Genomic DNA, 15,553 nt, shown 5'->3' on the forward strand with positions numbered 1-15,553 from the left:
ATAAAACATATTTTTAGATAACATTCGGGAATTATAAAAATGAGAAAAGAAGCCATGATTACACTAAATGATATAAAAGAAGCAAAAAAAAGATTAACAAACACAGTTTCAATGACACCTTTGATGAAAGCTCCTATTTTAAGCAAAGAGAAAAATGCAGAAATTTTTCTAAAAGAAGATAATTTACAATTAACAGGAAGTTTTAAAATCAGAGGTGCATTTAATAGAGTTGCAATGCTAGATGAAATTAGAAGAAAAAATGGTGTGGTTGCAGCAAGTGCAGGAAATCACGCACAAGGTTTAGCCTTTGCAGCACAACATTTTAATTGTGAAGCAACTATATTTATGCCAGAAGCAACTCCACTTACAAAAGTTTCAGGAGTTAAGTCTTATGGTGCAAATGTTGTTTTAACTGGTGAAAATTTTGATGAAGCATATGCTACTGCTACTAAATTTGCAAAAGAGAACAACAAAGAGTTTATTCATCCATTTGCAGATGATGCCGTTATTGCAGGACAAGGGACAATTGCATTAGAAATTTTAGAAAAAATTGAAAATATTGACCATATTATTGTACCAATTGGCGGTGGGGGTTTAATCTCAGGAATTGCAATTGCTGCAAAAGCAATCAATCCAAATATTAGAATCACAGGTGTAGTTGCAAGTGGAGCAAGAGGAATGAAAGACTCTTTTGAAGCAAGACTTCCAATGGATTCTTCAAGTGTTAGAACAATTGCTGATGGAATTGCAGTTCGTGATGTAACTCCTAAATTACTTGATATTATTTTAGAATATGTAGATGAAATTGTTGAAGTAAGTGATAATGAAACTGCAAATGCAATTTTATTTTTATTAGAAAAACATAAACTTATGGTTGAAGGTGCAGGTGCTGTTGCAACTGCTGCAATCATGCATAATAAAGTTAATGTTGAAAATGAAAAAGTTTGTGCAATAGTAAGTGGTGGAAATATAGATGTAACAATGTTGTCATTAATCATAGATAAAGGATTAGTAAAATCATTTAGAAAAATGAATCTAATCGTAACACTTATGGATAAACCTGGTGCTTTAATGAGATTAACTGAAATATTTACTGAATGCTCAACAAATATAGTACAAATTGACTATGACAGAAACTCTGTAAAGTTAGAATTTGGAGAAGCTCATGTTACTATTGCTCTTGAGACAAAAGGTGAAGAACATCAGGAATTAATAAGAGAAAATCTGAAACAAAACGGTTACAGATTTAAACAAATTTAATTTAATTTAACATCTTTAGAAAGTTTTTAGAAAAAAGATATTATAATCCTCGCATAATTTAGTATGTAGAAATAAAAAAAAGGAAGAAAATGGAAGGAAGACTGTTTACGTTCTTAGGTGCTATTGGTGGGCATGGTCAAGAATGGATAATCTTATCACACTACATTTTAGTACTTGGAATCATTTTTCTAGTAGCAAGAGCAGCAACTAGAAAATTACAATTAGTTCCATCTGGTGCGCAAAATGTAATGGAAGCATTTATCGGTGGTATTATTAGCATGGGTGCTGATACTATGGGAGAAAAAAACGCTAGAGTTTATATGCCATTAATTGCATCTTTAGCTTTAGTTATCGTATGTTGTAACTTAATGGGTGTTATTCCAGGTTTTGAATCTCCTACAAGTAACATCAACTTTACTTTATCTTTAGCTTTAATAGTTTTCATCTATTATAACTATTTAGGTATAAAGAAAAATGGTTTTATTAACTATTTCAAACATTTTATGGGACCAATGCCTATATTAGCTCCATTAATGTTCCCAATTGAAATAATCTCTCATGTTTCAAGAATTATTTCTTTATCATTCAGACTTTTTGGAGCAGTTAGAGGTGATGATATGTTCTTAATGGTATTATTAATGTTAGTACCTTGGATTATACCTTTATCTGGATTCTTTTTATTATTTGCGTTTGGTATTTTACAAGCGTTTATTTTCAGTATATTAACTTATGTTTATATTGCTGGATCAATTATGATGGAAGACCACGATCACTAATCTTTAGTGATTTTCAAAAAGGGGAAAGAGTTTTACTCTTTCCCCTTTTTTTATACAAGGATTTTAGAATGATTAAATATTTGATTACAGACCCAGATTATTATGACAATAATGAACAAATATTTAAAGAAAAATTAATTAGAGTTTTAAAAAATCACAAAGTAGATATTGCTTGTTTTAGAGATAAAAAATCTAGTAACTTTGAAGAATTAGCAAAAATATTTATAGAAATTTGTAAAAATTATAAAATAAAAAATATCCTTTTAAACTCAGATTATTATCTAGCAAAAAAACTAAATGCTACTGGAGTTCATCTAACTTCTACACAATTTAATGATATAAAAAATGCAAAAGAGTTAGGTCTATATACTATTATTTCTTGCCATAATAACCATGAAATAGAAGAAGCTATAAAAGCAAATATTGATGCAATAACATTTTCACCAATTTTTGAAACACCAAATAAAGGTGAACCAAAAGGAATAGAAAAATTAAAAGAGATATTAAATCAATATAAAAATATAAATGTTATTGCTTTGGGAGGAATAGTTACAAAAGAACATATAGAAGAAATATCTAAAACCAAAGCTTATGGATTTGCTTCAATTAGATATTTTATTTAAACTTCATAAACTATACAATCATCTGATTTTAAATAAACTAAATAAGATTTTACATTTGATGTATCAAAAATAGCTTTTATAGCTTTTTTATAATGTAAAACTTGTAATTTATGTTCTTGTAACTCTTCTTTTGTAGTTTTATAATCTATTATATAAAAACAATCATCTTTAATTAAAAGAAGATCAATAATTTTCATCTCTTCTTTATAAATCAAAGATTGTTCAGTTATAAACATACTATCATTTATCAAAGATTGAAAAATATTATTATTTATCAATAAATGTAATCTATTTTTAATATCTATAAAATCAATTTCATTCAAAAAGTTAGAATATCTAGTTTTTACCAAATTAATCACATAATCAATATTTGATTCTTTAAACTCTGTAATCATTTCTAAACAATAATGTGTTGCCAATCCAAAATATTTTGCGTGAAGATGATCAATTTCAAACTCTTTTTCTTTGCTAATTGGTTTTTCTTGTGTTCCTAAATTTAAAGGTGTATATGAAACTACTTTTCTCTCTTCAATATTTTTTATTTGATTTGAACTCTCTATAATTTTTCCAATTTTACAATCGCTCATATTTAATATATCAAAAACTGATGATTTACTTTTTTTAAAAATAATCATGTTATTTTTAGCTCTAGTCATTGCTACATACAAAATATTGATTTCATCATCTAAACTTAGTGCTTTTTCTTTTTTTATTGCATTTTCATATTCTTTATTAAAATTTTCATAACCTTTTATTTTATAAAAGATATTTTTTAATTCTAAATTTTCATATTCAAATAAAAGCGATGATTTATCCACATTTTTTCTTTTTATTCTATCAAGCAAAATAACAGTATGAAACTCTAAACCTTTTGATTTAAATATTGTAAGAATTTGAAGTCCTATAGATTCATTATTTACCATATTAGCTTCAAGCTTATCTATTTCATAAACAAAATCTACAATATTATTAAATTCTGAGCTTACTTCAATTAACTTAATAATATTTTCATCAATAATTTTTAATCTTTTAGATAACTCTTTTATTAATTCTTGTACAGACTTTTCGTTTAAACTTATTTCTAAATCTAAAGTTGTTAAAAGTTCATTTCCAATTATTGAATTTAAATTTTCTTTATAAATCTCTTCTTTAAAATAGATATACTTTATTGCATTTATAATAGCTTTTACATTTTGCTGATTTATAAGTTTTGAGGTCATTTCAGTAGAAATCTTCATATTAGGAAATTTCTGTTTTAGATAATAATATAAAGATAATACATCATCATTTGTATAAGTTAAAATAGCAATATCATTAAAATTCACTCCATTTTTTAATAACTCTTCAATTTTAATTACAATATTCACAAACTTCTCATCTTCTTCTAATGCATCATCAATTATTACTTCAACAAAACCATCTTTTGTTACAGATTCTTGTTTAAAATATTCATAATTTGGAAGTTTCAAAAAAAGTTCATTTACAAAATTTATAATATTCTCACAAGACCTATAATTTGTATTTAAAACTTCTACTTCTAAAACTTTATTTGAATTTGCAACATAATCAAAGAGTTCTCTTTTCCCACCTCTAAATCTATAAATAGATTGTTTTGTATCTCCAACATAAAAAAATGTTTTAAATTTTGTTGTATCACCTGAAAGAATCTCTTTAATTAATGGTTCTAATATTTTATATTGTAAAAGTGAAGTATCTTGAAACTCATCAATTAAAATATGAGAATATGTAGAATCAAGTCTAAAATATAAAAAATCTTTATCTATTTTTGTAGATAATAATTCATAAACTAAATTTGAAATATCATTAAATTCTAAATAGTTTTTATTTTTATTAAACTCTAATTTAAACTCTTTAAACATTAAAAATAATTCAAATAGTTTATTCAAACTATATCCTGCTCTTATTTTATAGTATAAAGTTATATCTTTTTTTAATTCAATGAAATATGCTTCAATTGTCTCATTTGCACATTTTTTAAAATATGAATATTCAAATAAACTATCTTTTTCAAGCCATTTTCTTCCAAATAAATCGTCAAATTTCTCAAAATCAACTGCTTTTTTTGCACTTGGACTTGCAACACTACAATTTAAAATAAACTCTTTTATTTTAAAAGCATTTTCTAAAACTTTCTCTTTTTGAAAATCAATTAATTTTGCATCAATATTTACAACTTCTACTTTTTCATTTTTTTCTAAAAGCATTTTAAATAATTCAAATATTGAGTTAAATTTCTTCTTTTCATAAAAAGAAAAATCTATTAAAGTTTCAAATTGATTAACATTTAATGACTGTAAAAACTTCATACTTAAAGCTTCTATATCATCCTCTTTTATCTCAAAATCATCACTAATTCCAATATATCCGCAAAATTCTCTTAATATTTTGTTTACAAATTTATCTATTGTAAAAATAGATAGATTCGCACTTGAAAAAGATTTTATTAAAAATGATTTTTTTCCTAAAACATCTTGCTTTGACATATTTGATTGTTCAATAATTGCATTTAAATATGCTTCATCATCTCCTAAAGTAAGAAGTGTCTTATATATTCTTTCACTCATTTCATTTGCAGCTTTATTTGTAAATGTAAGAGTTAAAATTTCATTTGGTTTTGCACCAAGTAGTAATAAACAAACATAACGAACTGTTAATGCGAAAGTTTTACCACTTCCAGCACTGGCTTTTAAAGCTAAATAATTTTTCATAAATGAATAATACAAAAGTTACAATTATAAACACTATAATTCTTTTTAGTTAATAAGATTCTTTTAGATATAATCTTTCTTTAAAAATCATTTAGGATAAGTTTATATGCAAAAAAAACATCAAAAAGTTCAAACCCTACTTGACGCAATCCCATATATAAAAAAATTCTTTGGAAAAACTGTAGTTATTAAATATGGTGGTTCTGCGCAAACAAGCCCTGATTTAAAAGAGAAATTTGCAGAAGATATAGTGTTATTATCTCTTCTTGGAATTAAACCTGTAATTGTTCATGGTGGAGGTGCTAGAATTACTGAATTATTAACTAAATTAGAAATTCCTTCACATTTTGTAGATGGACATAGAGTTACTTGTCAAGATAGTATGAGAGTTGTTGAAATGGTTTTAAGTGGTGAAATTAATAAAAATATTACCTCTTTATTAAATCATCATGGAGCAAAAGCTATTGGTATATCAGGTAAAGACTCAAGTATAATAAATGCTATTCCAAAAGATGGTGGTAAATTCGGATTTACAGGTGAAATCACAAAAGTAAATGGTGAAATGATAAATAATTTAATTAAAGAAGGTTTTATTCCTGTTATTGCTCCTATTGCAGATAGTGCTGAACCTAATCATCCAGGATTTAATATAAATGCAGATGTTGCAGCTTGTGAAATTGCAGTGGCAGTTAAAGCTCAAAAAGTACTTTTTTTAACTGACACAATAGGTGTTTTAGATAAAGAAGGAAAATTAATTGAAACTTTAGATAAAAATGATGTTGAAGCATATAAAAAAGATGGAACGATTGCTGGTGGAATGATTCCTAAAGTTGATTCGTGTATTGATGCTATTTATAATGGAGTAAATAAAGCACATATTATAGATGGAAGAGTTGAACACTCAATTTTACTTGAGCTATTTACAAGTGATGGAATCGGTACACAATTTTTAAGAAGAGATAACCCAAATAATGGCATAGATATGCAAAAACTATTAGAAAATTAAGGAATATTATGAATTTTATTGAAACAAGAGGAAATGATGGAATTAAACCAATTGAAGTACCATTTAGTGAAGCAATACTAAACCCAAGTACTTCTTTTGGAGGATTATATGTACCAAAAGAACTACCTAAACTAGAAGACAACTTTATTTTAAATCATGTTAATTCTTCATATAAAGAGTTAGCATATGATATTTTAAAAGCTTTTGAAATTGATATTGATGAAAATGAAATTAAAAAAGCTTTAGATTTATATGACAATTTTGATAATGCTTCAAATCCTTGTCCTATAGTTAAAGTTAAAGATGATTTATTTGTTCATGAACAATATCATGGACCAACTCGAGCTTTTAAAGATATGGCATTACAACCTTTTGGTTCAATTTTGAGTTCAATTGCAAAAAAAAGAGATGAAAAATATTTAATTCTTGCTGCAACATCAGGTGATACAGGACCAGCAGCCTTAAATACTTTTAAAAATAAAGAAAATATTCAAGTAGTTTGTTTATATCCAGATGGAGGAACTAGCGATGTTCAAAGACTTCAAATGGTTTGTGAAGATGGAAAAAATTTAAAAGTTTTAGGAATTAAAGGAAACTTCGATGATGCACAAAGTGCTTTAAAAAATTTACTTGCTTCTAAAACTTTTAAAGAAGAATTAGAAAAAGATAATATCAAACTAAGTGCTGCAAATTCTGTAAACTTTGGGAGAATCATATTTCAAATAATTTATCATTTTTGGTCGTACATACAACTTTTAAAACAAAATGAAATCACTTTTGGTGAAAAAATTTATTTAGTAGTTCCAAGTGGAAATTTTGGAAATGTTTTAGGAGCATTCTACGCTCAAGAAATGGGGCTTCCAATCGAAAAACTTTTAGTTGCTTCTAATGAAAACAATATTTTAACTCAATGGATAAACACAGGTATTTATGATATTAGAGGGAAAGAATTAAAACTTACAAAATCTCCTGCTATGGATATTTTAAAATCATCAAATATAGAAAGAGTAATATATTCACTTTTTGGAGCAAAAAGAACAAAAGAACTAATGGAAGATTTAAATAGTAACAATATTTTTAAAATGAGTGAAAGTGAAACAAAAGCATTACAAAAATATTTTTCTGCAGTTTTTTCAGATGATACTTTTGGAACAAAAAAAATAAAAGAATTTTTAGATAATGGATATTTGATGGATCCACATACTGCAACTTGTATAAAAGCTTATGAAGAGTTAAAAGAAAAACCTCTAAAAACTGTTATTTATTCAACAGCAGAGTGGACAAAATTCTCTCCTACAGTTTTAAATGCTTTAAATCAAAATGCTGAGAAATACACTGATAAAGATGCATTAGAAGAGATATCTACAAAATATGATGCATTTTTACCTCAAAGTATTAAAGAATTATTTAATGCTAAAATTAATCACTCTTTAGTTATTGAAAAAGAAGAAATCGAATCTGAAATTGTAAATTTTATTAGAAAATCATAAGATTTTCTAATAATTAAATTAACCTTAATCTATTAATCTCTGTGTAAAAAATTCACAAAAAATCCTAGAAAAACTATACTTTATGACTAAAGTCAATACATTTTAAGAATTTTCATAATATAATAGCCCAATTCTAAATTTAAAAAAAGGAAGCCAAAAATGTCTAAAGAAACAAATAGACGAGATTTTCTTGGTTATTCATTTGCTGCAGTTGCTGCAGTAGGTGGTGCTGCGTCTCTTGTTGGAATGAAACAAGCTTGGGATCCACTTCCAAGCGTACTTGCTGGTGGATTTACAGAGATTGATTTAAGTGCTGTGAAAGCTGGTGAGCCAGAAACTTTTACATGGAGAGGGAAACCTATCTTTATACTAAAAAAAACTGCTGAAATGGAAAATAGTAGTAGGGATTTAGTAATTGGTCAAGATAGATTTACAGTTGCTATTGGACTTTGTACACACCTAGGATGTATTCCTGCGTGGAAAAAAGACAAATGGAAATGTGCATGTCACGGTGGTGAATTTAATGCGAGTGCTAAACAAACTTTTGGACCACCACCAAGACCTCTTGATTTACCTCCATTTGAAGTTAAAGGAACGACAATAGTTCTTGGAAACGAAGGTCCTGAATACAAACAAATCGCTGCTGCGATGATGGCATAAGGAGTTATTAATGGCAAAATTTGAAAAAGCTAACTCTGTTGGTGAATGGTTAGATCAAAGATTAAATCTAACTACATTCAACAAAGTTATGATGACTGAATATTGGATTCCAAAAGATATTAATTTCTTATGGGCGATGGGTGTTTTATTAGCTACTACATTTGGTATTTTAGTAGTTTCTGGAATTTTCTTAATGATGTATTATAAGCCAGATGTTGCATTAGCATTTGATTCAGTTAACTATACTATTATGCAAGAAGTTGCTTTTGGTTGGTTATTTAGACATATGCATGGGGTTGCTGCTTCTGTTGTATTCTTAATTATTTATATTCACATGTTTACAGGTATCTACTATGGTTCTTATAAACAAGGTAGAGAAATGATTTGGATTTCAGGTATGTTATTATTTATGACATTCTCTGCTGCTGGATTCTCTGGATATATGTTACCTTGGGGACAAATGTCTTACTGGGCTGCAATGGTTATTACAAACCTTTTTGGTGGTGTTCCAGTTATTGGTGATGCATTAGTTGTATGGATTAGAGGTGACTTTAACGTTGCTGATGCTACTTTAACTAGATTCTTTATGTTACACGTATTCTTATTACCAATTGTTATCATGGGATTAATTGGTTTACACTTCTATACATTAAGAATTCCTCACGTAAATAATCAATCTTCTGAAGATATTGATTTTGATGCTGAAGCTGAAAAATATTTAAGTGGAAATAAAAAAGAGTCAAAAGTTATTCCTTTCTGGCCTGTATTTATTTCTAAAGATTTAGCTGTACTTGGTATATTCTTAATTTTCTATTTCTATTTAGTATTCTTCCATTATAACTTTGCTATGGATCCAGTTAACTTTGATCCAGCAGATCCAATGGTAACACCTGCACACATTTACCCTGAATGGTATTTCTTATGGTCATATGAAGTATTAAGAGGATTCTTCTTTGATATTGCTGGAGTTAGTGCTTTTGATATTGGATTAATTGCTTTTGCTTTTGCAAATGGTATTTTCCTAGTATTACCATGGTTAGATAGAGATCCAAAAATCTTACCAGCACACAAAAGACCTATATTCTTTATTTGGTTCTGGATTTTAATGATAGATTTAATTGTGTTAACAGTTTATGGAAAACTTCCTCCAACAGGAACAAATGCATGGGTTGGATTCTACTCAGCTGTTGCATTTATTTTACTATTCGTAATACTTCCAATAGTTACGAAAATTGATGCTAAAAGAAGGGGATCACTATGAGAGAATTAAAAATTTTAGCAGTAGTAGTAGCATTAACGCTTATTACTTACTGGGGAGTAGAACCATTTGCTCACTCACAAATGCATCCTCACGTAGCACCTGCAGATTTTAAATTTAATGATGTTCAAGAAGATATCAAAGATATTAAAGCACTAAAAGGTGATGCTGCAAATGGTGAAGTATTAGTTACAGCAAATTGTACTGCTTGTCACTCAATTGAAGCTAAAGGATTTCCTCAATTAATGGATAATGCAAGTGCTGGTGCAGCATATGGTGTTACACCTCCTGATTTAGGTACTTCTGGAAAACTTTATAATGAAGATTATTTAGCTGCATTTATCAAAAATCCTGCTAAAGCTTCAAAAGTTGAACATAAATTTGTTGATGGTAGAGCTCATCCAATGCCTAATTATGACTGGATGCAACCACAAGAAATTGCTGATATGGTAGCTTTCTTAAAATCTATTGCTCCAAAAGAAATGACTAATAAAGAAGTATATACTAATGCTTGTCAAAGATGTCATAGTATTAAATATGGTGATATGAAAGGTGGCTCTATGGCTGCATTCACATCAGATGCTGATATTAAAAAATATATGGGTAAATTGCCACCTGATTTATCTCAATATATTAGAAGTAGAGGTGAGTCTTACTTAACTACATTCATAAATAATCCTCAAAAACACCTAGAAGGTACAGCAATGCCTAGAGTTGGATTAAATGAAGAAGCTCAGGCTCAAGTTGTAGCTTATTTACAAGAAGTTGGTGATTCTAAAAAAGCTCAAAGAGAAGAATTAGGTCCTAAATTCTTAATTTATTTTGTGATTTTTGCAATCTTTGCATTCTTATGGAAAGCAAGTAAATGGAGAGATGTTCATTAAGAACATCTCTTTATAAATAATAGGAGATAATAATGAAATTAGTTAAAATTTTAGTAGCGTCAGCTTTATTAGTTGCAGCTGCAAACGCAAATGATGTTATGCAAAAATCTATGTCAATTATGGAAAAGGGTATGACTCAAATCCAACAAGGTTTTTTAAATAACAATCTTCAATTAATTAAAGATGGTGCAAAACTTGTAAAAGAAGGTAATGAGCTATTTTCTGATAAAAAAGTAATAGCTTCATATTTACCAGATAACAAAAAACATATGGCAAATGTTGCTGAAAATGCTTCAAAAAGAATTGCTCTAGATATTAATGTTTTAGAATTAAATTTAGATGATAAAGCATATGTAAATGCTGCAAATGCATACTCTGATATGTTAAATGCATGTTCTAGCTGTCACTCTATAGTTAGAAATTGGTAAGAATTTGAAAGAAGATAAATTAAATTTATCTTCTTTTTTATAAAATAATTTTAGAACAAGCTGATAATACAGCTGTCTCAGAACGAAGTATCAAATTAGAATTGAATCCCACAATAAAATCTTTATCAAATTTATCTCTTTCATTATTTGAAAAACCACCTTCACAACCAACAACTATAGTTTTAATTTCATCTTTTTTTTCATCAATTGAAGTTTTAGAAAAATCTAAAAAATATATATCTTGATTTTTAGAAATAAATTCATTTAAATTTTTATAAATATCAAGTTTAATAATATCAGAACGTCCACATTGACATGAAGAATTGATTAAAATTTTCTCAAGTTTCTCAATATTTATTTTGAAATTTTTTTGTGAATAATCACTGTAAATAAAACTTATTCTATCAACTCCAATTTCATTCAAAGAAGCTATATATTTTTCAACTGTTTTTGGATCAATTACACACCATCCAATATGAAGCGATTTATTATTAATCAAAATTTTCTTTTCACTATTTAAAAGATTCAAAATTGCCTTTTTCTTATCTATTAAAATAATTTTATATAAATACAAATTCTCATCTTTTAAATTCCTAAAATATATCTCATCATCAATTTTATGTCGTCTTGCTTTTATTAAATAATTATAAACATCATCTTTTATCTCAAGAATATTTTCACCACAAAATTCATCATAAGTAAATTGCATTAAAACACCTTACTTATAATATAAACTAAAACTAAAACCATAATCTCTATAGTATAAATTTTTTTTGCATAAACAAAAAAATCATTTTGTAGTTCAATTTGATCACTTTTAATAATTCTCATCTTTTTATATCTTTTTATCTCGATTACTAATAAAAATATTGAAGCAGGAATCATTAAAGCAATTGTAAAACTAAAAACTTGTGCATAAAATGCAACAATTGTTCCTGTGTAAATAACTATCGCATTTGTTAAATGATATAAAGGTGTCATAAACCTCAATCTTTTTGCTAAAACTATAAAACTTTTTACCTTTATAACTGAATATAAATTAAATAACATGATTGCTAAGAAAAAATATATTGTATATACATGTGTTTGAACTGCACTTTGCATTAATTCCATACTTGTTTATCTCACTTTTAAGAATTTTTGGTATTATATCTAACTTGTCATAAGTTTTTAATTTTTGAAAAAGGTGTAATATGGCTACAACAATGCAAAATACATTAGATATTCTATATGGTTTAAATCTAAAAATTAATTATGAAATTTTACCTATTGAAAACTCTTTAGATAGAGTTTGTGCAGAAGATATTTATGCAAAAAGCTTTTTACCAAAATTTAATAATTCAGCAATGGATGGATACGCTTTAATTTATGAAGATAAAGATAATGAATTAAAAGTAATAGATACTATTCTTGCAGGTGATAACAATAATAAATTATTAGAAAAAAATTCTTGTATTAAAATCATGACTGGTGCTAAAATACCAGAAAATGCAACAGCTATTATTCCTAAAGAAGAGACTATAGAACTAAATGACAATAAAATAAAAATATTAAAAAATATTAAAAAATTTCAACATATTAGATATATTGGTGAAGATATACAAAAAAATGAAATTCTAATAAAAAAAGGTGAAAATGTAAATTTTTCCAAAATCACCCTACTTTCAAGTCAAGGAATTTCACATATTAAAGTTTTCAAAAAACCAAAAGTTATTGTTTTTGCAAGTGGAGAAGAATTAAAACTTCATTATGAAAAGATTGAAGATTATCAAATTTATAATTCTAACACTCCAACATTTGTTGCAAGAACAAAAGAATTAGGTTGTCAAGTAAATTTTATTGGTCAAGCACAAGATAATGTAGAATCTATAAAAGAATTAATCCAAAATTCTTTAGATGCAGATTTAATAATAACTTCAGGTGGAGTTTCTGTAGGAGATGCTGATTTTACAAAAGAATCTTTCTTGCAACTAAATTTTGAGACAATAATTAATGGTATTGATATAAAACCAGGGAAACCTACAATTTTTGGTAAAATCAATGATACATTTATCTTAAATTTACCAGGTAATCCACTAGCTGCTTCATTGATTTTTGAATTATTTGGGAAAATTATAGTTCAAAAATTATTAGGTGCAACAAATTTTTACCATAACTTTATTTATGGAAAATTAAAAGAAAATTTTACTACAAAAAAAGGTAAAACAACAATAATTCCAGGTTTTTTTGATGGAGAGTATTTTGAAATATCAGAAAAAAGATCAGCTGGAATGGTGTCAACTTTAAGTTCATGTAATTCTATGCTTGTGTTAAATAGTGATGTTGAAAATTTAAAAAAAGATAATTTAGTAAAAATCTTACCTATTGATTGGAAATTTTTTACAGATATAAAAAAGGATTTTTTAACAAATGAATAAAAAAGCAATATGTATTTTAAGTGGAGGAATGGATTCTACTCTTGCTTCATATATGGCAAAAAAAGATGGTTATGAAATTATTGCTGTTCACTTTAATTACGGACAAAGAACAGAAAATAGAGAATTAAAAGCATTTAGAGATATTTGTGATGATTTAAAAATTTTAGAAAAATATGAAATTGATATACCATTTTTCACACAAATTGGAGCTAGTGCTTTAACAGATAAAAATATAGATATTCCAACAAATGGTATTGAAGCAGGTGTTCCAATAACTTATGTACCATTTAGAAATGGAATTTTTCTTTCAATTACAGCTGCAATTGCTGAAAAAGAAGGAGCAACAGCTATGTATATTGGTGTTGTTCAAGAAGATAGTTCGGGATATCCTGACTGTACTGATGATTTTATTAACAAAATGAAAAAAGCTATAAATCAAGGAACAAAAGAGGATACTCATATTGATATTGTTACTCCATTAGTACACTTGAGTAAAGCACAAATTGTTGAAGAAGCTATTAGATTAAATGTTCCTCTTGAGCATACTTGGTCTTGTTATAAAGAAGAAGAGTTTGCTTGCGGAGTTTGTGACTCTTGTAGATTAAGATTAAATGGATTTAAAGTTGCAAATCAAATAGATCCAATTCCTTATAAAGGTTTATAATGCATTGGAAAATTTCAAAAGAATTTGAGTTTTGTTATGGACATAGAGTATGGTCTCAGACTTTAAATACTGAATTTTCTTTAGATGGTTGTTTAAAATGTAGACATTTACACGGTCATCAAGGAAAAATTTTAGTTTATTTAGAAGCTTCTGAGTTAAAAGATGGAATGGTAACAGATTTTAAACATCTAAATTGGTTTAAACAATTTATTGATGATGTCCTTGACCATAAATTTATTTTAGATATTAATGACCCACTGTTTAATACATTACTTCCAAATGTTAAAAAAGATGAACTAATTAAATTTGATGAAAATTACTATTTAGTAGATTTGACAAAATTCAAAGATGATGAAATTCATATTAAAGAGCTTTATGAAGGTTATGTTTTAGTTGATTTTGTACCAACAAGTGAGAATTTATCAGCATGGTTTTTAAAAATTGTTCAAAAAAAAATGGATAAATTAAATATAAAAGTTTCTCATATAGAATTTTTAGAGACTCCAAAAAGTAAAAGTACTTTTTATGCTTGAAATAAATGAAATTTTTGGACCAACTATTCAAGGAGAAGGAAAACTTGTTGGGACTCCTTCAATTTTTATAAGATTTGGAAAATGTAATTTTAGCTGTGTTGGGTTTGCAGTAGAATATGAAACTCCAAGTGGTATAAAAAAATGTGCTTGTGACTCATATTATGCAGTAGATACAGAATTTAAAGATACATGGACAAAGTATAAAAGTTATGAAGAAATTGTAGATGAAGTTAATAAACTAATAAATATTTTCCAATATAATTACAAAATTGATATTGTAATAACAGGTGGTGAGCCACTTTTATATTGGAATAAAAAAGAGTTTCAAAAACTATTAGAACATTATATAAATGATGGACATAATGTTACAATTGAAACAAATGCATCACTTAATTTAAATTTTGAACATGAATATCAAAAAAAACTTCTTTTTTCAATGAGTGTTAAACTTAGTAATTCATTAGAACCTATAAAAAAAAGAATTAATAAAGAGACTTTGACAAAAATACTATCAAATACAAAAGATTCTTATTTAAAATTTGTAATAGGAAAAGATTTTTTAACTCAAGCTAAAAAAGAAATTATTGAAATTATAAAAGAGATTCCAAAATGTGAAGTTTATTTAATGCCACTTGGAGATACAGCAGAAGAAATTAATAAAAATTGTGAAGAAGTTATAAATATGGCTATACAAAATGGTTTTAAATATTGTGATAGATTACATATTAGAGTTTGGGATAATAAAAGAGGCGTTTAACTTTAAAATGCTTTTATTATAAAAGTGTTGATATAATATAAAATTAATGTAAAAAATTAAAGGATTAA

At 26.7% G+C, this 15,553-nt stretch carries 16 protein-coding genes; 13 read left to right on the top strand and 3 right to left on the bottom strand.

Annotated features, from left to right (window positions below):
- Positions 1-54: 54 nt before the first annotated feature.
- The 3 genes from ilvA (at position 55) to AAQM_RS11055 (ending at position 2,659) form a co-directional block, all read left to right on the top strand.
- The gene (ilvA, locus tag AAQM_RS11045) at positions 55-1,260 is read left to right on the top strand and encodes a threonine ammonia-lyase (RefSeq protein ID WP_129094766.1); all 1,206 of its coding nucleotides are present in this window, start codon (positions 55-57) and stop codon (positions 1,258-1,260) included.
- A gap of 89 nt (positions 1,261-1,349) precedes the next feature.
- Entirely contained in the window at positions 1,350-2,036 is a 687-nt protein-coding gene (locus AAQM_RS11050) for a F0F1 ATP synthase subunit A (protein ID WP_129094740.1), read from the top strand.
- A gap of 68 nt (positions 2,037-2,104) precedes the next feature.
- Positions 2,105-2,659, top strand: coding sequence for a thiamine phosphate synthase (locus AAQM_RS11055; RefSeq protein WP_129094739.1), 555 nt, complete (start codon positions 2,105-2,107; stop codon positions 2,657-2,659).
- Here AAQM_RS11055 and AAQM_RS11060 read toward each other — a convergent pair.
- Positions 2,656-5,388 (bottom strand): RecB-like helicase, encoded by a 2,733-nt coding sequence (locus AAQM_RS11060; RefSeq protein WP_129094738.1) that lies wholly within the window; start codon positions 5,386-5,388, stop codon positions 2,656-2,658. The two genes, AAQM_RS11055 and AAQM_RS11060, sit on opposite strands and share 4 nt — an antisense overlap.
- 106 nt (positions 5,389-5,494) lie before the next feature.
- Here AAQM_RS11060 and argB point away from each other — a divergent pair, with 106 nt between their 5' ends.
- The 6 genes from argB (at position 5,495) to AAQM_RS11090 (ending at position 11,114) form a co-directional block, all read left to right on the top strand.
- A complete protein-coding gene (argB, locus tag AAQM_RS11065) occupies positions 5,495-6,394 on the top strand; it encodes an acetylglutamate kinase (protein WP_129094737.1) in 900 nt (299 codons plus the stop codon).
- Between the two features lie 8 nt (positions 6,395-6,402).
- Positions 6,403-7,884, top strand: coding sequence for a threonine synthase (gene thrC, locus AAQM_RS11070; RefSeq protein WP_129094736.1), 1,482 nt, complete (start codon positions 6,403-6,405; stop codon positions 7,882-7,884).
- Between the two features lie 159 nt (positions 7,885-8,043).
- A complete protein-coding gene (locus AAQM_RS11075) occupies positions 8,044-8,544 on the top strand; it encodes a Rieske 2Fe-2S domain-containing protein (protein ID WP_129094735.1) in 501 nt (166 codons plus the stop codon).
- Between the two features lie 10 nt (positions 8,545-8,554).
- The gene (locus AAQM_RS11080; RefSeq protein ID WP_129094734.1) at positions 8,555-9,805 is read left to right on the top strand and encodes a cytochrome b; all 1,251 of its coding nucleotides are present in this window, start codon (positions 8,555-8,557) and stop codon (positions 9,803-9,805) included.
- Positions 9,802-10,686 (top strand): c-type cytochrome, encoded by an 885-nt coding sequence (locus AAQM_RS11085; protein ID WP_129094733.1) that lies wholly within the window; start codon positions 9,802-9,804, stop codon positions 10,684-10,686. Before AAQM_RS11080 ends, AAQM_RS11085 begins: the two co-directional genes overlap by 4 nt.
- A 32-nt stretch (positions 10,687-10,718) precedes the next feature.
- Positions 10,719-11,114, top strand: coding sequence for a hypothetical protein (locus AAQM_RS11090; protein WP_129094732.1), 396 nt, complete (start codon positions 10,719-10,721; stop codon positions 11,112-11,114).
- 37 nt (positions 11,115-11,151) lie between these two features.
- On the opposite strand, the gene AAQM_RS11095 is transcribed toward AAQM_RS11090, so the two are convergent.
- Positions 11,152-11,823, bottom strand: coding sequence for a 16S rRNA (uracil(1498)-N(3))-methyltransferase (locus tag AAQM_RS11095; RefSeq protein ID WP_129094731.1), 672 nt, complete (start codon positions 11,821-11,823; stop codon positions 11,152-11,154).
- Positions 11,823-12,227 (bottom strand): hypothetical protein, encoded by a 405-nt coding sequence (locus AAQM_RS11100; protein ID WP_129094730.1) that lies wholly within the window; start codon positions 12,225-12,227, stop codon positions 11,823-11,825. The genes AAQM_RS11095 and AAQM_RS11100 overlap by 1 nt, the downstream gene beginning before the upstream one ends.
- Before the next feature lie 80 nt (positions 12,228-12,307).
- Here AAQM_RS11100 and AAQM_RS11105 point away from each other — a divergent pair, with 80 nt between their 5' ends.
- The 4 genes from AAQM_RS11105 to AAQM_RS11120 are packed head-to-tail and all read left to right on the top strand — an operon-like array spanning position 12,308 to position 15,485.
- The gene (locus AAQM_RS11105) at positions 12,308-13,531 is read left to right on the top strand and encodes a molybdopterin molybdotransferase MoeA (protein ID WP_129094729.1); all 1,224 of its coding nucleotides are present in this window, start codon (positions 12,308-12,310) and stop codon (positions 13,529-13,531) included.
- Positions 13,524-14,195 (top strand): 7-cyano-7-deazaguanine synthase QueC, encoded by a 672-nt coding sequence (gene queC / locus AAQM_RS11110; RefSeq protein WP_129094728.1) that lies wholly within the window; start codon positions 13,524-13,526, stop codon positions 14,193-14,195. The genes AAQM_RS11105 and queC overlap by 8 nt, the downstream gene beginning before the upstream one ends.
- Complete coding sequence (locus AAQM_RS11115) at positions 14,195-14,728, top strand: 6-carboxytetrahydropterin synthase (RefSeq protein ID WP_129094727.1); 534 nt, start codon at positions 14,195-14,197, stop codon at positions 14,726-14,728. The genes queC and AAQM_RS11115 overlap by 1 nt, the downstream gene beginning before the upstream one ends.
- On the top strand, positions 14,721-15,485 hold the full coding sequence (locus AAQM_RS11120; protein ID WP_129094726.1) for a 7-carboxy-7-deazaguanine synthase QueE: 765 nt from the start codon (positions 14,721-14,723) through the stop codon (positions 15,483-15,485). The genes AAQM_RS11115 and AAQM_RS11120 overlap by 8 nt, the downstream gene beginning before the upstream one ends.
- Positions 15,486-15,553 lie beyond the last annotated feature (68 nt).

It is taken from the genome of Arcobacter aquimarinus, assembly GCF_013177635.1.
In the GTDB taxonomy this organism is placed as follows: Bacteria; Campylobacterota; Campylobacteria; order Campylobacterales; family Arcobacteraceae; genus Aliarcobacter; species Aliarcobacter aquimarinus.